Here is a 19,223-nt window from a genome sequence, read left to right as displayed (position 1 = left end):
TCTTTTTTGGGTATCATTTAAAACAAATTGTAACGGATTTTTGATTTATCCGTAAATGTGTAAGGTTTTTGGGATCTTCCGATTATAAGGATGGAATTAATGTTTAATTTTACGCTTTAATTTTTTTGAAACGACCCATGGTAGAGACAGGACGCAAATATGTGTTCGATTTTGACAGTACGCTCACACGTGTTGAGGCGTTGGATGTTTTGGCGGAAATGACCCTGCAAGGCAATCCAAAAAGGAACGAAATCGTGGCGGAAATCCAAAAAATCACCAATTTGGGAATTGATGGGGATATTTCTTTCACAGAATCTTTGGAGCGAAGAATCCGCTTGTTGAACGCCAACAAAAGTGATTTGGAGGCTTTGGTCAAGGAACTCCGACAAAAAATCTCAAAATCAATTGAATCGAACAAGCAATTTTTTCACGAGTTCTCGGAGGATATTTATGTGATTTCCTGTGGTTTCAAGGAATTTATTGATCCCATTGTTGAAGAATACAACATCCCATCCGATAGGGTGTACGCCAACACATTTAAGTTTGATGCCGATGGAAATATTATCGGTTTTGACGAAACGAACGTACTGGCGGCCCACAACGGAAAAATTGATTGTTTGAGGAATCTGGATTTGGAAGGCGAGGTCCAGGTAATTGGCGATGGTTATAGCGATTATGTAATGCGCGAAGCCGGGATAGCCCATAAATTTTTTGCCTACACTGAAAATGTGCACCGAGAAAAGGCGACCAATAATGCCGACCACGTTGCACCTAACCTAGATGAATTTTTATTTGTGAACGATTTGCCAAGAAACTTATCATATCCTAAGAACAGAATCAAGATTTTATTACTGGAAAATGTACACACCGCGGCTTTTGACAATCTTTCTGAAGAAGGGTTTTCCGTGGAGTTGATCAAGACCAGCCTATCCGAAGATGAACTTATTGAGCGCATCAAAGGTGTGCATGTGTTGGGAATTAGGTCCAAAACACAGGTAACCCAAAAGGTTTTGGATGCGGCCGATAAATTATTGGTCGTTGGCGCCTTTTGTATCGGGACCACCCAGATAGATCTCGAATACAGTAAAAAGAAGGGGGTGGTTGTGTTCAATGCACCATACAGCAACACCCGTTCCGTAGTGGAACTTGCCATAGGGCAGATCATTATGTTGATGCGCAGTATTTTTCCACGAAGTACGGAAATCCATAATGGCGAATGGAACAAGACCGCTGCGGGATCTCAAGAAGTTCGAGGGAAGAACCTGGGCATTGTTGGTTATGGCAACATTGGTAAACAAATGTCCGTTTTGGCCGAAGCCATGGGGATGAAAGTGTACTATTATGATGTGGATGATCAGTTGGCTATCGGAAACGCCATAAAATGCAGTACATTGGAAGATCTATTGAATGTTTCTGACGTGGTCACATTACATGTTGATGACAATAAGGCCAACAAAAACTTCATTGGGGAGCGTGAGATCAACCAAATGAAGGATGGTGCCAAGCTAATCAATCTTTCTAGAGGTTTTGTAGTTGATATTGATGCTTTGGCATCCGCCTTAAAAAGTGGTAAGTTAGGTGGTGCGGCCGTGGATGTTTATCCTTCGGAACCACGTAGCAATGGAGGTTTTGAAACACCATTGCAAGGTTTGTCCAATGTGATACTTACCCCGCATATTGGAGGTAGTACCGAGGAGGCACAACGCGATATTGCGGATTTTGTGCCCAATAAGATCATGGATTACATCAATACAGGAAATACGGTCGATGCCGTTAACTTCCCGAATATACGGTTGCCCAAACAGAACAAGGCGCATCGGTTCCTGCACATTCACCGCAATGTTCCGGGCATCATGGCCAAGATCAACGAAATATTGGCGCAATACGGTCTCAATATCTCAGGACAGTACCTTTCAACCGATAGTGAAGTAGGTTATGTGATTACCGATTTGGACAAGGAATACGACAAGGATGTGATCAAGGCCCTCAAAAAAATCGAGAATACCATCAAGTTTAGGGTACTATATTAACAGAAGCAAGACCGCTGCGCTTCAAGAAACAGGAACAAGGACAGTTTTGGTCTTGGTTCTTGGCTCTTGCCTCTTGCCTCCAATGATGTCATTGATGATGGTAGGGTTCATTTCGTAGAATGGTGAACCCCCTGTAAATCTGTTCCACAATGAATAATCGCACCATTTGGTGGGAAAAGGTCATTTTGGACAAACTTATTTTACCTGAGCTCTTGGCATAGACGGCATCACTAAACCCATAAGGACCTCCAATGGCCAATACCAAGTTTTTAATGCCACTGTTCATCTTTTTCTGCAAAAACTGGGCAAAGTCCATCGAACTGTATTGTTTGCCCTTTTCATCCAGCAGTATCAAAGTATCCGTAGGTTGCAATTGAGCCAGAATAAGCTCCCCTTCCTTATCTTTTTGTTGTGCTTCGGAAAGATTTTTTCGGTTTTTAATATCAGGAATAATATCAATTTGAAACTTAACATAATGTTTCAACCGTTTCTCGTAAACAGTGATAAGTTCTTCAAGTTCAGACTTATCGGTTTTTCCAATGGCAACTAAAGTAATCTGCATGCCCAAAAATAAACGTTTCAGCTTAAATTAAGGGCACGCAAGTCGTGGACAACGAACAATGTTTTTACTACTTTCGTTAAAAGCTCAATTGGATGATTTCCGAAGAACAATTTCAAAACGAACTGGATTTGATCATTGCCAATGCCGTAAGAGAAGACGTTGGTGATGGAGACCATAGCTCCTTGGCTTGCATACCTGCGTCCGCACAAGGAAAGGCAAAACTTCTCGTAAAAGATGAAGGTGTTATTGCCGGAGTGGCATTTGCCAAAAAAGTTTTCCAATATGTAGACCCTGGCCTGACCATGGAAATTTTGGTGGATGATGGCGCACAAGTGAAGTACGGGGATATTGTTTTTTATGTGGAGGGCAGCTCGCAGAGCATATTAAAGGCCGAGCGTCTGGTGCTCAACGCCATGCAGCGTATGAGTGCCATCGCCACCAAAACCCAAGATTTTGTGTCCCTTTTAGATGGTACCGATACCAAGATTCTGGACACGCGCAAAACCACTCCGGGCATTCGGGCGCTGGAGAAGTGGGCCGTGAAGATCGGGGGAGGCGAGAACCATAGGTTTGCACTATACGATATGATCATGCTCAAGGATAACCACATCGATTTTGCGGGCGGAATCACCAAGGCCATCCAAAAAACACAAGATTATTTAAGGAATAACGGGAAAGATCTAAAAATTATAGTAGAAGCCAGAAATTTGGACGAGGTCGAAGAAATATTGAAATCCGGTGGGGTGTACCGTATCCTTTTGGATAATTTTGATTATGATGAAACACGGGAAGCGGTCAAAAGAATAGGGGATAAGTGTCTGACAGAGTCCTCCGGAGGAATAACCGAGGACACCATCCGTAAATATGCGGAATGTGGGGTCGACTATATTTCTTCGGGTGCGCTTACCCATTCCGTTTACAATATGGATTTAAGTTTAAAAGCCGTTTAAATGTCAGCAGGCATCGAAGAGCAGTTGGAAAAAATACCCGTCATCAATTGGGTCGTCCGGTTGATGAAAAAGATAAAGCTAAAAGCTTTTGAAGGACTCTCTTTATACGACCTCATAGAAATGTATTTGGTCGGAATCGTAAAGGGAACACTCTCATCAAGGGCCAGTTCCATTGCCTTCAGCCTGTTTTTGGCATTGTTTCCCTTGCTGATTTTTATGGTGACGTTGATTCCGTTCATAATTCCCTACGTTAGTGTGGGCAACGAGAATTTTGACGCCCAGTTTTTGGACTTTTTGGAGTCTTTTTTGCCTTCCGCAACGAGTGATTACTTTGGGGAGATTTACCAGCAGATCAAGGACCAGAAGCAGGGAGGGTTATTGTCCTCAGCCTTTATTTTATCCATTTTTTTAGTGGCCAATGGCGTTAATGCCATTTTCGGGGGATTCGAGAATTCGTACCATGTGGAACTTACCCGTAATTTTTTTCGTCAGTACGCCTATGCGCTTATGGTCGGGTTGATTCTTTCCATTTTATTGATTGTTGGTGCCGTTGCTTTTGTGTATTTCGAATTTTACATTGTGGAATATACAAGCGAGTACCTTGGAAAAAGATTGGGCTATGATGTGGAAAAAGGGGATACGGTGGGCATACAAATCGCCAAGGTGCTGTTTTTCTTGTTTCTATCCTATTTAACAACTGCGATACTGTACTATTTTGGAACTGCAGAGGGGAGAAATGCACGCTTTTTTTCAGCGGGAGCCCTTATGACGACTCTCTTGTTCTTGCTCACCTCTTATCTTTTTGGTATTTACGTGGATAAATTTGCACGATATAATGAACTTTACGGGGCTTTGGGCGGATTATTGATCTTAATGGTGTTTATTTGGTTAAATTCGAATATCTTATTATTGGGTTTTGAACTGAACGCAACCTTAAATTCACTAAAAAAACGACATGAAAGGCAGAAAAATGAGGAGTAAATGGATTTATCCGCTGTGTTTTCTGCTTTGCCAGATAACATGGTCCCAGACCGTTTTTGGAAAGTGGAAAACCATTGATGATAGAAACGGTGTGGAAAAGGCCATTATCGAAATCTATAAAGAGGATGGAATGCTTCACGCAAAAGTGGTCAAGATTCTGGAAGAAGGAAAAAAAGGCGCGCTGTGCACCAAATGTGATGGGGAGAAAAAGAACAAACCTATTCTCGGCATGACGATCATGAACGATTTTGAGGAACATAAAGATGGTGTTTACAAGGGCGATAGCCTATTTGATCCCGAACAGGCAATGACATTTCGTGGAAAGGTATGGCTGGATGAGGATAATGTGAATCGATTGAAAGTAAGAGGGTATTTGGCATTTTTGCACCGGACACAGACATGGCATAGGGTAGAAGAGAATTAGGTTATGGATTATTTTTTGGATGTTGTTCTTCCCATTCCTTTGGAAAGACGCTTCACATATAAAATTACGCAGGCCGAAGCGGATTTTATCAAGGAAGGAATGCGCGTGGCCGTTCCTTTCGGAAAATCAAAAATTTATACTGCCTTGGCCTATAGCGTGCATCAAAATGCACCTGAAGCCTACGAACCCAAGGAAATTTATCAAATTCTTGACGAGCAACCTGTTGTGACCCAAGTGCAGTTGAAGCATTGGGAATGGGTGGCCAAATACTACATGTGCACTTTGGGAGAAGTCATTAGGAGTGCCCTGCCCAGTGCTTTTATGTTGGAGAGCGAAACACTGATTTTGCCCAATAAAAATGCGGATGTAGATGAAGCGGAGCTTACCGATGATGAATTTTTAGTGTTCGAGGCCCTGCAGCATCAAACCGCCTTAAAAATTTCCGAAATCAGTGATATTGTTGACAAGAAAAACGTTTTGAAACTCATCAATATGTTGGTGCATAAAGGTGTAGTGCTTCAAAAAGAAGAATTGTACGAACAGTACAAGCCCAAGTTGGTACGCTATGTAAAACTTTCGGAAAAATATGATGATGAGGAACAACTGGCCGACCTGTTGAACGAACTTACCCGGGCGCCCAAGCAAAGCCAAGTAGTGCTTTCTCTTTTTCAGCTAAAATCTAAAAAAGGAAACAAGCCCATTGCCATTGCCGAACTGGAAAAAGAGAGCAGGGCCTCCCGAGCGGTGATAAAGTCGCTTATCGATAAAAATATTTTGGAAGAATACCACATTCGAAAAGATCGAGTGGATTTTGACGAGCGTTCGGAGGCATCTCGCCATATAGATCTGAATGAATACCAGCAGCAAGCTTTAGAGGATATCAGCAAAGGTTTTGATGAAAAAAAGCCAGTGCTTTTGCATGGCGTCACATCGTCAGGGAAAACCGAGGTTTACGTAAAACTCATTCAAAAATGTTTGGAAGAAGGTAAACAGGCGCTGTATTTGCTTCCGGAGATTGCATTGACTTCACAATTGATCAATCGACTGAGGCAATATTTCGGACATCAAGTATCCGTTTATCATTCAAAATACAGTATCCACGAAAGGGTAGAGGTGTGGAACAATGTGTTGGGGAATGCCGAAAAGGCTCAAATTGTACTTGGTGCCCGTTCATCACTCTTTTTGCCCTTCTCCAATTTGGGTTTGGTAGTGGTTGATGAAGAACACGAAAATTCCTTTAAGCAATTTGATCCTGCGCCGCGCTATCATGCCCGGGATGCTGCGGTAGTTTTAGCTTCCATGCACAGGGCCAATATTGTTTTGGGTTCCGCTACGCCAAGTATAGAGAGTATGTACAATGCCAGGATAAAAAAGTATGGCTACGCTTCCATTGCGCATCGATTTGGCGATGTATTGATGCCGGACATCAATTTGGTGGATATAAAGGAAGCGACCCGTAAGCGTAGGATGAAGGGACATTTTTCGGAAATTTTGATCAAGACCATAACAGAAGCATTGGAGGAAGGGGAACAAATCATTCTGTTTCAAAATAGACGGGGCTTTGCCCCGGTGGTGGAATGCACAACCTGCGGACATGTGGCCCAATGTCCCAATTGCGATGTGAGCTTGACCTATCATCAGCATAGAAATCAATTGCGTTGCCACTATTGCGGCTATCATATGGCCTTGCAACAAGCTTGTTTGGCCTGTGGAAGTTCTACTTTGGATAACAAGGGCTTCGGCACGGAACAGATTCAACAGGAATTGGGGCAGTTGTTCCCCGATGTTTCGGTAGGGCGAATGGATTTGGACACCACAAGAGGGAAATATGCGTATGAAAAAATCATTTCATCTTTTGAAAACCAAGAGATGGATATTTTGGTGGGTACCCAAATGGTGACCAAGGGATTGGACTTTAGAAATGTAAGTTTGGTAGGCATCATGAATGCGGATTCCATGCTCAACTTCCCCGATTTTCGCGCCCATGAACGCAGTTTTCAAATGCTCACGCAGGTTGCGGGCAGGGCAGGGCGTACCCAAAAACGTGGAAAGGTGCTCATTCAGACCTACAACCCGTACCATCAGATTTTGCAGCAGGTAACCACCAACAATTACGATAAAATGTTCGAAGAACAGTTTTATGAAAGGGAGCAGTTCAAGTACCCACCTTTGGTGCGACTCATCAAAATCACGTTAAAAGATAAGGATTTCAATAAATTGAACGAGGCTTCGGATTGGATGGCGGGTTCGTTGCGCAATGTGTTGGGCCCAAACATTCTTGGTCCCGAATACCCACCTGTGGCTCGGATAAGAAGAGATTATTTAAAAAACATAATGGTCAAAATACCTCAGAAACAGCCTTTGGCGCAAACAAAAAATAGCATTAAAAGAATCGAGAAATCCTTTAATGCTATTTCCAAGTATAAAAGTGTACGGTTGGTCTACAACGTGGACCACATATAATTATACGTTGGCCAGCGCTTCCGCCAGTTCTGTCTTTTTGTTTCTGCTCAATGGAATCTGTCTGCCCCCTACTTCAACATTTTTACTGTTGAATTTCTCGATCTTCTCCAGATTCACAATATAAGATTTATGGATACGTAGAAATTTTTCGGCAGGCAATTGCTTTTCGAAAGATTTCATGGTGGAAAGGATTACGATATTGGCTTCATCTGTCACCAATTTAATGTAATCTCCCAAAGCTTCTATCCATTTAATGTCGTTTAGGATAACCTTGCGTTTTTTAAGGTTGCTCTTAACAAATATATGCTCTTCATCCTCGTCCACCCTGTTCATTTGCTCGTATTTGGCAACAGCTCTTTTTACGGAAGCTTCAAAACGGGCCAAAGTGATGGGTTTGTGAAGGTAATCGGTAACGTCGTAATCGAACGCTTTTAGTGCATAATCAGGTTTTCCTGTAATCAGGATTACCTGTGGTGGGTTCTCTAGGGCCTCTAAAAGGTCAAAACCGCTGATGATCGGCATTTCAACATCTAAAAAGATAAGGTCGATTTCGTGGTTTTTCAGGCCATTCTTGGCTTCAATGGCATTGCTGTACTCAGCGACCAAAGCTAGGTGTGGATGATTGTTGACCAATTTCGCAACGGCCATGCGCTGCATGGAAGAATCGTCTACAATTATACTTTTTAATTTCATGAATGGGGTGATTTGTAGGGTTTTAAATCGTCGGCAAATTACATAAAAAACACGGTTAAGAGCAACAAAAGATGTAAACATGGTCTATTTTGTTGTGTAAATTGCCATAAGTGTTATTTAGGTTTATTAGGTTTTTTACTGTTGATAACTCATGTACTTAAACGAAGTTTTTTTACTTTTCTTGCAGGGTGAAAGAAATATTATTAATTTTGCGCTCCTTTAAAAATATATTATAATGAACCATTACGAAACTGTTTTCATTTTGAATCCCGTTCTGTCTGAGACACAGATAGAGGAAACAGTCAAGAAATTCGAGGATTTCTTGATTAAGAATGGTGCCAAAATGGTCTCCAAAGAAGATTGGGGACTTAAAAAATTGGCCTATCCCATTCAGCACAAGAAAAGTGGATTTTACCACTTGTTCGAATTCCAAGCTCCAGGTGAGGCCATTGGCCCTTACGAATTGGAGTTTAGGAGAGATGAGCGCATTATGCGTTTCCTGACCGTTAAATTGGACAAGCATGCAATTGCTTGGGCGGAAAAAAGAAGAAACAAACTAAAAGCAAAGGCATAAGGGTATGGCATCTATTGAGCAACAAGCAAAATCGAAAAAAGATGGGGAAATCAGATATTTGACCCCGCTTAACATTGAGACCAGCAAGCAAAAGAAGTATTGTAGGTTCAAGAAGTCAGGTATCAAGTACATAGATTACAAAGACCCGGATTTCTTGATGAAGTTGGTGAACGAGCAAGGTAAATTGCTTCCAAGAAGACTTACAGGTACTTCCTTGAAATACCAAAGAAAAGTGGCGCAGGCCGTAAAACGTGCCCGTCACCTAGCGTTAATGCCGTATGTTGGCGATATGTTGAAATAAAAAACACCAGAGAATGGAACTTATTCTAAAAGAAGATGTACAGGATTTGGGATTTAAGGATGATATCGTTACCGTAAAGAACGGTTACGGCAGAAACTTCCTAATCCCACAAGGTTTGGCCGATTTGGCTACACCATCCGCCAAAAAAGTTTTGGCAGAGAACCTTAAGCAAAGAGCTCACAAGGAGAAAAAAGTTATTGACGAGGCTACCAAGATTGCCGATGCGCTGAAACAATTGGAAATCAAAATCGCCGCAAAAGCTGGTGCCGGAGATAAATTGTTCGGTTCTGTTACCAATATCGACCTTGCCGCTGCTTTGGACAAGGAAGGACACCAAATCGATAGAAAATTCATCAATATCAAAGGTGGAGCTATCAAAAGAACTGGTCCTTACGAAGCGATTATCAGATTGCACAGGGAAGTCGTTGTGGAATTCCCATTTGAAGTGGTTGCGGAAGCAAACTAAACTTCTAAACATATAGAATAAAAACCCGGGCAATCTGCTCGGGTTTTTTTGTGGTCAGAAATATTTTGAATCTGATTGATTCCCCCCTAGTTTGATGTACTTTACAAAATAGAATCACCCATCCAAACAATATGGAAAAGTAGGATTTTAGTGTTTAAATTTTCGTTAATAAATCATTAAAGAGTTATGGGTGCACAGCACTTTTTTTATCTATGTTTGTAATAGAGCAAACTAATAACTAACTCATTATGAAGAAAATTCAACTCTTTGGACTCCTTTTTTTATTGGTATTCACTTCTGTTTTTTCGCAGGTTACCACTTCTAACATTCGAGGAACAGTTTCGGATGATCAAGGAGAGCCTTTATTGGGTGCAAATGTGGTTGCCGTGCACACACCAACAGGTACTCGTTATGGTGCCATAACCAATGAGGAAGGACGTTTTAACCTTCTTAACTTAAGGGTGGGAGGGCCCTATGAGGTTTCAATTTCTTATGTTGGTTTTAAAACAGAGACTCAGACCGATGTTTTTTTATCGCTAGGTAAAACATTCAACCTCAATGTCAACTTGGCTTCCGATAGCCAACAATTGGAAGAAGTGATAGTTGTATCGGATAGGGGCGGCACCTTTGGCAGTGATCGTACAGGTGCAGAAACCAGTGTAGGTCGAAGGGAGTTGACCCGTTTGCCGACAATTTCAAGGTCGACAAACGATTTTACTCGATTGGAGCCCACTGCCAGTGCAGGTTCTTTTGGAGGAAGGAACGATCAATTCAATAACTTTTCCTTGGATGGAGCCATATTTAATAATCCTTTTGGACTGGATGCCGCTCAACCGGGAGGGCAAACAGATGCCAATCCGATTTCCATTGATGCCATAGAGCAAATCCAAGTGAGCATTGCTCCGTACGATGTTACCCAATCCGGATTTACAGGGGCCTCCGTAAATGCGGTTACCAAAAGTGGTACAAATGAGTTCTATGGTACAGTTTATGGTTTCTACCGCAACGAAGATCTTACTGGAGGTAAAGTAAAGGGTGATGATGTGTTCAAGGCAGACCTAAGTCAGTCTCAATACGGAATCAGTATTGGCGGTCCTATTGTAAAAAACAAGTTATTCTTCTTTGCCAATTTTGAAAAAGACGATAGAACCGATTTGGGAAGCGGAGGTTTTGTGCCAAATAGAGGAACAGGTGGAATCAATGAGTCTCGTGTATTGGCCTCGGATTTTGAATTGGTTTCCAATATTTTAAGCCAAGTTTCCATTGGGGATGGACAATTTTACGATCCTGGAAGTTATGAAGGCTTTAATTTTGATCAAGAATCTACCAAAGGAATATTTAAATTGGACTGGAACATAAACCAAAACAATAGGTTGGCCATTATCTACAACTTCCTGAACGCCTCTAAAGAAAAACCTGCACACCCGACCGCACTGGGGTTTAGGGGGCCTAATCTAACCACGTTACAGTTTGAAAATGCTGGTTACGAAATCAATAATAAAATTCGATCGGTTCAATTGGAGTTAAATTCTACATTATCTGATCAAGCAATCAATAAATTACAGGTAGGGTACACTCATTTTGATGATTTCCGAAATCCAAAATCCACGCCTGCACCCACCATCACCTTGTTGGATGAGAATGGAAGTTCCAACTATATCATTGCAGGACATGAACCGTTCTCCATTAACAACCGTTTGGATCAAAAGGTGTTTCAGCTTACCAATAATCTAAACTTTTTTGAAGGAGATCATACCTTTACGATCGGTTTTTCCTTTGAAAGGTTCGAGTTCGACAACTCCTTTAATTTAGGTGCTTATGGTGACCAAGGTGTATTCTTCCCAACGGGTTCCATAGCGGATTTTAGAGATCCGGCCAACGAAGCCGACCTCGTAGCTTTCTATCAAGATGCTTTCAATGCGGCCATTGCTGCGAACAATTCTTTGGAGGCCAATGGTGAAGGAAATCTGGGAGGATGGGCCTTGGCCGAAACCAATGTGGGGCAATTGGCTTTTTACTTGCAAGATGAATGGAATGCCACTGAGAACTTTAAATTGACTTATGGAGTGCGCTTTGATCGTCCTCTTTATTTCGATTCTTCTAGAAAAGCACAGGATGTAATAGATGTTGCCCCGGCCTATGTTCCCGATATTCCTTATATAAACCCAAATAATGGTGAGACCGTATTTTTTGATTCCACCAAAATGCCCACCGATCAGTGGTTGATATCACCACGGTTAGGATTTAATTGGGATGTAAATGGAGACAACACGCTTCAGTTAAGAGGAGGAACCGGTGTGTTTACAGGGCGTTTCCCATTTGTTTGGTTGGGTAATCAAATAGCCAATCCAAATGTATTCTTTTATCAAGTAGTAGATCCGGATTTTAAATGGCCGCAAGTATGGAGAACTAGCTTGGGCGCGGATTATAGATTCGACAATGGGTTGATCCTTACGGCAGACCTTTCATATTCCAAAGATGTAAACGGGCCGCACGTACAAAACTGGGGCTTGACCGAACCATCTGAGACATTGCAAGGAGTGGATTCACGGCCCGTTTATGCCGATAGTGATTTGATCAATAATGCTTATGTGTTCTCAAATTCCGATAAAGGTAGAATTTGGAATGCAGTGCTTAAGGCGCAAAAAACTTTTGACAATGGCCTGTACGCCAGTTTGGCCTATAGTTATTTAAATTCAAAGGATGTTAATTCCATCGAAGCGGAAATAACCGGCGATGCTTTTGTGGCCAATGCCATTTCTGGTAATGCCAATGATGATGTATTATCCTACTCCAGATATGGGGACACCCATAGGTTTGTCGGAGTTATTTCAAAAGCCTTTAAAACAGGTACCACCATTTCTGCCTTTTATGAATATGCACAAGGAGGGAGGTATAACTATATCTATGGTGGGGATATCAACAACGACGGGTCGGCCATAAACGACCTTTTATATATACCCACTGCATCGGAAATTGGCCAAATGAATTTTGCCAGTGCTGATCAGGCCCAAGCCTTTGAACAATTTATTCAACAAGATGATTATTTAAGCGATAATCGAGGGGAATATGCCGAAAGATATGGGGCGTTGGCCCCTTGGAGAGGTAGATGGGACATGAAAATCCTCCAAGATATCAAGATTGCCGATAAGAACACCATTCAATTAAGTGTTGATGTTCTTAACATAGGAAACTTGATCAGTTCTGACTGGGGAGTCGTTGAAATTCCTCAGAATCAACAAGTTTTGGGGGTTACTGTAGATGAAAATAATGTGCCAACATATACCTTTGATACAAATTTTACAGAGACGTTTAGTTCGGACACAAGTTTGTTGTCTAGATGGCAGGCCCAATTCGGAGTTCGCTATATCTTTAACTAGCTGCCACATAAATACATTGGCAAGGCTGCGCAATAGCGCAGCCTTTTTTATTTTTTTAAGATGAAGTACAGATGATTGACAAAAGAGAAATTGGGGGAGCTCCATCCAGAATTCATCAATTTTATTGTTGATTTAAATATTTTTAAAATCATCCATCAATTCAAAAGGGGCAACCATTGGTTCAACAGGCCCATCCGTCAAACGGGTAAAAAATAGAACGATGTGAAATAGTATCATTGGGGAATTAACCGACCTAAATTGTACAGGCTTTTATTTCCTTTTATGATGTGCGGGTTCCTAGGTCTTTCTCAAAGCATCGACCTTGACCGATTGGGCAAAGCAAAACTCTTTGATTACAGCGGAAGCTTATCGGCCAACGGTGTTTTCTATGAAGGTACCGCTAACCGCCAGGCATTTACCTATTTTGTGAACGGAAACCTCAATTTCAATATCGCTGAGGTTTATAATGTTCCGCTCTCTTTTGCCTACACTAACCAAAATTTTGATTTTTCCAGCCCTTTTAAGCTGAACCGCTTGAGCATAAGCCCATCCTATAAATGGATTACGGCGCATATCGGCGATGTGGCCATGTCATTTTCACCCTACACGCTCAGTGGACATCAATTTACAGGAGTTGGAATCGACCTTGTTCCTCCGGGGCCGTTTAAAGTCAGTGCCATGTACGGCAGGTTTTTGAGGGCGGTGGAGTATAATATTGACAAACCCAACCAACAAACAGCTTATTTACGGCGAGGTTTCGGACTAAAGTCTTCCTATGCTTTTGAGAAGTTTAATCTAGGTTTGATTTTTTTCAAAGGGTTCGATGATAAAAACTCCCTCCACGAGCCTTTTCCTGTGGAATTGGGACTATCGCCCAAGGATAATACGGCTGTATCCTTTTTGACCGATTTTCAGGTAAAAGAAAAAATCAATATCCGAATGGAATATGCCGTCTCCGGCATTACGGAAGATGTTAGGGTAACTGATAAAAGTGGCGACAGCGGGATGCTTTCTTTGTTTCTAAATGAAAACATCACAACCCAATATACCAACGCTTTCAATGCATCCATAGGTTATAGCTTGGGCAATGGAACCCTGGGCGGCGCATACGAACGTGTGGACCCTAACTACAGAACGTTTGGCGCCTATTATTTCAACAACGATCTGGAAAACATTACGGTAAATGCCTCCCAGACCATTTTTGACAATAAACTCAATATTGGTGTTAATGCAGGTTTGCAACGTGATAATCTGGACGATTCCAAGGCCTCGGCAATGAAACGATTGGTAAGTGCCATCAACCTGAACTATGCCCCAACGGAAAGATTGGGCATCAATGGTTCCTTTTCCAATTTTCAATCCTATACCAACATCAGGGACCAGTTCGACTATATCAACCAAGTGAATGGATTGGATAACCTGGACACCTTAAACTACCGCCAAATCTCCAAAAACGCCAATTTGAGCGTAAACTATACGGTAAAACAGACCGAAACCCGAACTGACAGGGCCAACATCAATGTGGTGTATCAGGATTCCAATGAAGAACAGGAAGGTGCGGCCATTGAAAACAGCGGAACCCGATTTTATAACGGTTCAGCTTCATACGCCTTGGGTTACCCACAACAATCGTTGACCATAACCGTGGCGGCCAATACCTCCTACACCAAAACCGGGGAAATGGACGCGGGTCTTACGCTGGGCCCGACCTTGGGCGTTGCCAAACAGTTTTTTGACAAGAAGTTGCGTAGTAATTTTTCAGCTTCCTACAATACCTCTTTTGCCAATGGAGCGCAACAGAACCAGTTCTATAACCTTCGGTTGGGGGGCAATTATGCTTGGAAGGAAGGGCACAATTTTTCGTTGAACATACTTTCCCTCTTCAGAAATACAGTGCAAGCCAGTACCACGGATTTTACGACCACTTTTGGCTACACCTATACCTTTGGACGAGGGAAAAAGAACAATGTCGACCGGCCCCCGTCCTCATTCGGGCAAAGTCCACCACAAAATAATCTGTTGACTTTCCGCTACAGGGATGTGGTGTACAGTGGAACCCCTTCGGAAATTAAACAGCAACTGCAAAATGTGTTGCAGCAATCCCGATACGACCCAATGCCCCAAGAAAAGCGTGATGAACTCGAACAAATGTTGATGGATTTTGAAAAGGATAACAATACAGACCGATTGAAGGACGTAGCGATTGCTTTTTTGAAGGAGCTCCATCGTTTTGAGGAATTGAACAAGACAAAAGAATAAACAAAGACAGTGCCGCCCCAAGCCTGCCGATTAAAATGCCTACTTATGAAAATGACCGTCTACACAGCAAAAAGAAAATGGTTGTACTGGCCAATGTTATGCTGCTTACTGCTGCACAGCCATCTGTCCATAGCCCAGTCCTTTCCCGTACAAGTGATTGCGCAGGCCAACCCTCCCGCACCTGCCAATTTCTCCGATTTTGCCAATGCAGGGACACTGAACGGACCGTTGCGGGTACAAATTGTACTCAACGATTTCCAGATTTCCGACCGGCAGGTACGTTTACAGGTATCGTTCAACGGGAACGGCATCGGTTTCCAGAGCAACGAAAATGTCATCGGGGCCACACCGTTCTTTTTGGAAGGCGGCATCCCCACCGTGCTGGAACATACCCAGCTCGCCCCGTATTTTGAGTTCGGCAACCTTACGGGGATAACCCCCAATGTGTACGGCAGTCCCATCCCCGATGGCGTTTATCAAGTCTGTTTTCAGGTGTTCGATGTCCTCACGGGCAAACGGCTCTCCAACAACGCCTGTACCGCTATAAACGTATTCAAGAACAGTCCGCCCATCTTGGTATTGCCCGAAAATGGAAGCGATATCGTGGAACGTAGCCCTCAGAACATTGTGTTCCAATGGACGCCACGGCACATCAACGTAAGCCAAGTGGAGTACGAGCTCAGTTTGGTGGAGATTTGGGACAACGCATTGGACCCCCAGGCCGCTTTTTTGGGCTCTACACCCATGTTCACCACTACCACCAATGCCACCACCTACGTGTATGGCCCAAGCGACCCCATGCTGCTGCCCAACAGAACATACGCTTGGCGTGTACAGGCTAGGGCCAAACAGGGAGCAGAGGACATTGGCATGTTCCTGAACCAAGGGTACAGCCAAATATTTTCGTTCAAGCATATAGAAGGCTGCTACGTGCCCAATGGCATATACCATGAGGTAAGGGGCGCCAACCAAGCCAACATTTTTTGGGAGGACAACAGTACCAGCGTACCCCAGTTTAAGGTACGGTACCGTGCCAAGGGCAACGGGAACGCATGGTTCCATAACCAGACCACAGCCAACTGGACTACGCTTTGGGATTTACAGGCCGACACCACCTATGAATACCAGTTACAAAAGACCTGTGCCGTGGCCGAGAGCGATTGGAGCCCCCTACGGCAGTTTACCACCAATCTGGAGACCGAGGAAGAGGATCTGTACCAATGCGGCGTGTCTCCCGATGTGGACATTACCAACCAAGACCCCTTGCCCCAATTGGGCGTAGGCGAGAGCTTTACCGCGGGCGACTTCCAAGTGGTGGCCACCGAGGTGCACGGCGGCAACGGTTACTTTACGGGGAGGGGCTATACCCGCTTGCCCTATTTGGGCAACATAAAACTGGCGGTGCACTTCACCAATATATTGGTGAACACGGACAGGCAGCTTGCCCAAGGTACCGTGATCACAGAGTATGACCCCACCATGGGCAGTATTGTGGACACGGGCGATGTGGTGGAGACGGTAGGGGAGCTTGCTTCGTCCATACGGGAGCTGCTCCAAAACTTTACTGGAACTCCAGAGCAAATAGAGCAACTTGAAACTGAAAACGAGCAGCAGGAAAGTTATGTGGAGGAACTATTGGCCGATGAATCCATTCCCCAAAACATAAGGAACGAACTGGCAGCCAATCACAGTGCCTATAATGCTGCTAGCTTAGACTTGATAAACGAGGCCACCCAAGGAGGCCCCAACCCAGAGGGTTATAACACTGCCAACCAGATACAGGCGTACAACGATCTTGAGGAAAGTATACAAGATGCGGAGAGTTTCCGAGATGCCTCATCCAGCCCCAATGAAATTGCCTTTGACCCCGAAGATGCTCTTGCACTCGAAGGAACTACCGAAACAAACATTGTAGTCTATGTGTCGCCGGCGGGAGTACCCGTAGCGTTGTCTGGAGAGGTGCCCGTAAAATATTATACGGTCAAAAACGGGATTACCGCTTATGGTTCCTTACAGAGTTTTACCATTGAGGATGGTACCAATGCAGGCGAGTACAAAGCCCATAAAAAGGGAAATGAGTTTACGGGCTATAAAATCAATAAAGATTCAGAGCCCTATGATTTTGGAGCACTTCCAGACCCGAAAAACATCCGTTTTAGGTACATAAAAGAGGAAAAAACCTGTGCTCCCATTTTGTACGAGGCACAATACCAACCTGAAAGCATAAACACAACAGGCGAGGGAACCTTGGTTACGGATTGGGGCGATATACAATGGAACTTGTTGCCCATTGAAAAGCAGGGGTACACTACCTGTTTGCCAGGCTTGGACTACGACGGGTTTACCGAATACTTTATGGGAACCTATAACCCCTTTGGCTATGGCGGCTTTTTGCGCAAAGTGGTGGCCATTGACGGTAGTGTGGCCCATGTGTACTCCATTGCCGACCAAGAAGGTTGGATAATCCACTACCAGTACAACAGGGGCAACGGAAGATGGGAGCCCATCGCTGTGCCCGAGTATGATGTGGACACCGCAGCGGCTCTCGATTACCTTTTTGGGCAGGTGTTTAGCTCCGCGGCAGGGCATTTGGTATTGGATGCCGCGGGCATGGTGCCCGTGGCCGGAGAGGTTTTTGATGTGGCCAACGGCATATGGTATACCATTGAAGGGGACGGTACCAGTGCAGCCATCTCCTTTGCCTCCACCATACCCTTGGTATATGCCACTACGGTGAAAAATGCGGGAAAAATTGTTAAATTAGCCAATGGCACCACCGTTTTGGTAAAGTTCTCCAAGGAGGCGACGGAGCGGTTGGTGGATGTTCTTAAGAGATTGGACTTGGATGCGGCGCAGCTCCAAAAGCTAAGTGACGACCTTACGGACAAGGAGTTTGCCGAGGCGATTGCGGAGAACCCTGATTTGGTCGAGAGTTGGAAAATACTTTCAAATGGAAGCACTTCTTTAAAAAGTATCGACAATATCAATGCAGTGCATGCTTTTAGGGCAGCCAACCCACAAATTGCGGACGATGCAATACAAGCAGCGTTTGACGGATTAAAGACTAGTAGAAAACAGCCTTTCATTAATGCCTTGGGAAGCTGTGCAGACAATACAAGCCTGATAGGTTCATTGAAAAAATCAAAGCTTGCTTCAGTTGAAGAAATCAAAGACGCTCTAAATAAAATACGTGATTACAGAACTGGAAAAACCGGAGGAGGAAATTATGGGTATTTGGAAGGGGATATACCAAATGTTGATATCAATAATAATAAAATGTGGGAGAGTGTTTCGATTGAAGATGCTGAATTAGAAACCCATATTTTTGATGCAGTAGAATCAGTTGGGGTTTCGGGAAGTTGGGTAAGAATTACAGATTCGGAATATCGAATGTTGAATGACTTAGCTAAAAAATTAGGAGGAGTTAAAAATCAAGTAAACGATAAAATAGAGGGAACATTAAAAATCGTATCAGAAAATCCATACTGTACCTCTTGTCAAGGTGTTATACAACAGTTTAGTGAGATGTTTCCTAACATAGAAATAAAGTTAATCGATGGAGTTAGATAAAGAATTAGTTTTTAAAGTATCAGTTACTTTTCCAGAATTATTAGAGAAAGCTATCGAAAATCATAATAGGTTTAGAGGCACAGATTTTGAAATTATTGAACATATCCCAGACGAAGTGCATTTTTGTAAATTAAGGGTAAGTAAATTTAAACCGGAAGACATTTTTGGTTTAGGCTACAAATTGGCAGCGTTACAATATAAGATGCGAGAAGAAGGGGAGATTGATTGGTGATTTTAGAACTAAGGAGGTTCCTATCAAATCCTGAAATTATCGAGCCAAAAGGCTGATGATTTGATTGCCCCCCGCTAGCGCGAGCCTCCAGGCTGGTGCCGAATATGAGTAAGATATTGAAATTATCATATAAAAGTTCTTTGAGATACTTTAAGAATAAAGTAAATACTCGAGAATTCGTAGCCAAAAGCTCAATCTCCATCACCACATTAATTTTTTTAATACACCAAAACTGTTTTCTTGGTAACATTCACTCTTTGTAAAAAGTAGTTAAAAACGGGAAAAAATATTTCCTGTTTGGATTTTCGTTAACTCATTTGGTGCATTCGTCAATTCAA

14 protein-coding genes are annotated in these 19,223 nt (G+C 43.0%); 12 read left to right on the top strand and 2 right to left on the bottom strand.

Translation table 11 applies throughout. The features are described 5' to 3' along the window. Window positions 1-137 precede the first annotated feature (137 nt). Window positions 138-2,030, top strand: coding sequence for a phosphoglycerate dehydrogenase (gene serA / locus GVT53_RS09020; RefSeq protein WP_166248343.1), 1,893 nt, complete (start codon window positions 138-140; stop codon window positions 2,028-2,030). Window positions 2,031-2,118: 88 nt separating this feature from the next. Here the strand turns inward: serA and rlmH are convergent, their stop codons facing one another. Further along, the gene (gene rlmH / locus GVT53_RS09015; protein ID WP_166248342.1) at window positions 2,119-2,592 is read right to left on the bottom strand and encodes a 23S rRNA (pseudouridine(1915)-N(3))-methyltransferase RlmH; all 474 of its coding nucleotides are present in this window, start codon (window positions 2,590-2,592) and stop codon (window positions 2,119-2,121) included. Between the two features lie 92 nt (window positions 2,593-2,684). Here rlmH and nadC point away from each other — a divergent pair, with 92 nt between their 5' ends. From nadC to priA, 4 genes are read left to right on the top strand one after another with little or no spacing between them, the layout of a single operon-like run. Further along, a complete protein-coding gene (gene nadC, locus GVT53_RS09010; protein ID WP_166248341.1) occupies window positions 2,685-3,542 on the top strand; it encodes a carboxylating nicotinate-nucleotide diphosphorylase in 858 nt (285 codons plus the stop codon). Next, window positions 3,543-4,523 (top strand): YihY/virulence factor BrkB family protein, encoded by a 981-nt coding sequence (locus tag GVT53_RS09005; RefSeq protein WP_166248340.1) that lies wholly within the window; start codon window positions 3,543-3,545, stop codon window positions 4,521-4,523. Next, a complete protein-coding gene (locus GVT53_RS09000) occupies window positions 4,498-4,947 on the top strand; it encodes a DUF2147 domain-containing protein (RefSeq protein WP_240905192.1) in 450 nt (149 codons plus the stop codon). The genes GVT53_RS09005 and GVT53_RS09000 overlap by 26 nt, the downstream gene beginning before the upstream one ends. 3 nt (window positions 4,948-4,950) lie before the next feature. Beyond that, window positions 4,951-7,410 carry a replication restart helicase PriA gene (gene priA / locus GVT53_RS08995; RefSeq protein WP_166248339.1) on the top strand — a complete coding sequence of 820 codons (2,460 nt, stop codon included), beginning with the start codon at window positions 4,951-4,953 and terminating at the stop codon, window positions 7,408-7,410. Here the strand turns inward: priA and GVT53_RS08990 are convergent, their stop codons facing one another. Further along, window positions 7,411-8,103: a LytR/AlgR family response regulator transcription factor gene (locus GVT53_RS08990; RefSeq protein WP_100818563.1), complete on the bottom strand. Its 693-nt coding sequence runs from the start codon at window positions 8,101-8,103 to the stop codon at window positions 7,411-7,413. A 235-nt stretch (window positions 8,104-8,338) separates the two neighbouring features. Between GVT53_RS08990 and rpsF the strand changes: the two genes are divergently transcribed. The 7 genes from rpsF (at window position 8,339) to GVT53_RS08955 (ending at window position 18,885) form a co-directional block, all read left to right on the top strand. Further along, entirely contained in the window at window positions 8,339-8,677 is a 339-nt protein-coding gene (gene rpsF / locus GVT53_RS08985) for a 30S ribosomal protein S6 (RefSeq protein ID WP_014031369.1), read from the top strand. A gap of 4 nt (window positions 8,678-8,681) precedes the next feature. Continuing rightward, window positions 8,682-8,978: a 30S ribosomal protein S18 gene (rpsR, locus tag GVT53_RS08980; protein ID WP_014031368.1), complete on the top strand. Its 297-nt coding sequence runs from the start codon at window positions 8,682-8,684 to the stop codon at window positions 8,976-8,978. A 13-nt stretch (window positions 8,979-8,991) separates the two neighbouring features. Next, window positions 8,992-9,444, top strand: a complete 453-nt coding sequence (gene rplI / locus GVT53_RS08975) for a 50S ribosomal protein L9 (protein WP_166248338.1) — start codon at window positions 8,992-8,994, stop codon at window positions 9,442-9,444. A 248-nt stretch (window positions 9,445-9,692) separates the two neighbouring features. After that, a complete protein-coding gene (locus GVT53_RS08970) occupies window positions 9,693-12,824 on the top strand; it encodes a TonB-dependent receptor (RefSeq protein WP_166248337.1) in 3,132 nt (1,043 codons plus the stop codon). A 258-nt stretch (window positions 12,825-13,082) separates the two neighbouring features. Next, entirely contained in the window at window positions 13,083-15,083 is a 2,001-nt protein-coding gene (locus GVT53_RS08965) for a TonB-dependent receptor (RefSeq protein ID WP_166248336.1), read from the top strand. A 45-nt stretch (window positions 15,084-15,128) separates the two neighbouring features. Continuing rightward, window positions 15,129-18,653: a deaminase domain-containing protein gene (locus GVT53_RS21035; RefSeq protein WP_240905184.1), complete on the top strand. Its 3,525-nt coding sequence runs from the start codon at window positions 15,129-15,131 to the stop codon at window positions 18,651-18,653. Next, complete coding sequence (locus GVT53_RS08955) at window positions 18,640-18,885, top strand: hypothetical protein (protein ID WP_166248335.1); 246 nt, start codon at window positions 18,640-18,642, stop codon at window positions 18,883-18,885. The genes GVT53_RS21035 and GVT53_RS08955 overlap by 14 nt, the downstream gene beginning before the upstream one ends. Window positions 18,886-19,223 lie beyond the last annotated feature (338 nt).

Origin of the sequence: Flagellimonas oceani (assembly GCF_011068285.1) — a bacterium.
GTDB classification, from domain to species: domain Bacteria; phylum Bacteroidota; class Bacteroidia; order Flavobacteriales; family Flavobacteriaceae; genus Flagellimonas; species Flagellimonas oceani.
This window is presented reverse-complemented; position numbering and strand designations above follow the sequence as displayed.

Bases quoted from the DNA above. Each gene is read 5' to 3' on its own strand.
- serA (WP_166248343.1), top strand. From the start codon at position 138: ATGGTAGAGACAGGACGCAAATATGTGTTCGATTTTGACAGTACGCTC.
- GVT53_RS08970 (WP_166248337.1), top strand. From the start codon at position 9,693: ATGAAGAAAATTCAACTCTTTGGACTCCTTTTTTTATTGGTATTCACT.
- GVT53_RS21035 (WP_240905184.1), top strand. From the start codon at position 15,129: ATGAAAATGACCGTCTACACAGCAAAAAGAAAATGGTTGTACTGGCCA.
- GVT53_RS08990 (WP_100818563.1), bottom strand. From the start codon at position 8,103: ATGAAATTAAAAAGTATAATTGTAGACGATTCTTCCATGCAGCGCATG.
- rpsF (WP_014031369.1), top strand. From the start codon at position 8,339: ATGAACCATTACGAAACTGTTTTCATTTTGAATCCCGTTCTGTCTGAG.
- GVT53_RS09005 (WP_166248340.1), top strand. From the start codon at position 3,543: ATGTCAGCAGGCATCGAAGAGCAGTTGGAAAAAATACCCGTCATCAAT.
- GVT53_RS08955 (WP_166248335.1), top strand. From the start codon at position 18,640: ATGGAGTTAGATAAAGAATTAGTTTTTAAAGTATCAGTTACTTTTCCA.
- GVT53_RS09000 (WP_240905192.1), top strand. From the start codon at position 4,498: ATGAAAGGCAGAAAAATGAGGAGTAAATGGATTTATCCGCTGTGTTTT.
- priA (WP_166248339.1), top strand. From the start codon at position 4,951: ATGGATTATTTTTTGGATGTTGTTCTTCCCATTCCTTTGGAAAGACGC.
- nadC (WP_166248341.1), top strand. From the start codon at position 2,685: ATGATTTCCGAAGAACAATTTCAAAACGAACTGGATTTGATCATTGCC.
- rplI (WP_166248338.1), top strand. From the start codon at position 8,992: ATGGAACTTATTCTAAAAGAAGATGTACAGGATTTGGGATTTAAGGAT.
- rlmH (WP_166248342.1), bottom strand. From the start codon at position 2,592: ATGCAGATTACTTTAGTTGCCATTGGAAAAACCGATAAGTCTGAACTT.
- rpsR (WP_014031368.1), top strand. From the start codon at position 8,682: ATGGCATCTATTGAGCAACAAGCAAAATCGAAAAAAGATGGGGAAATC.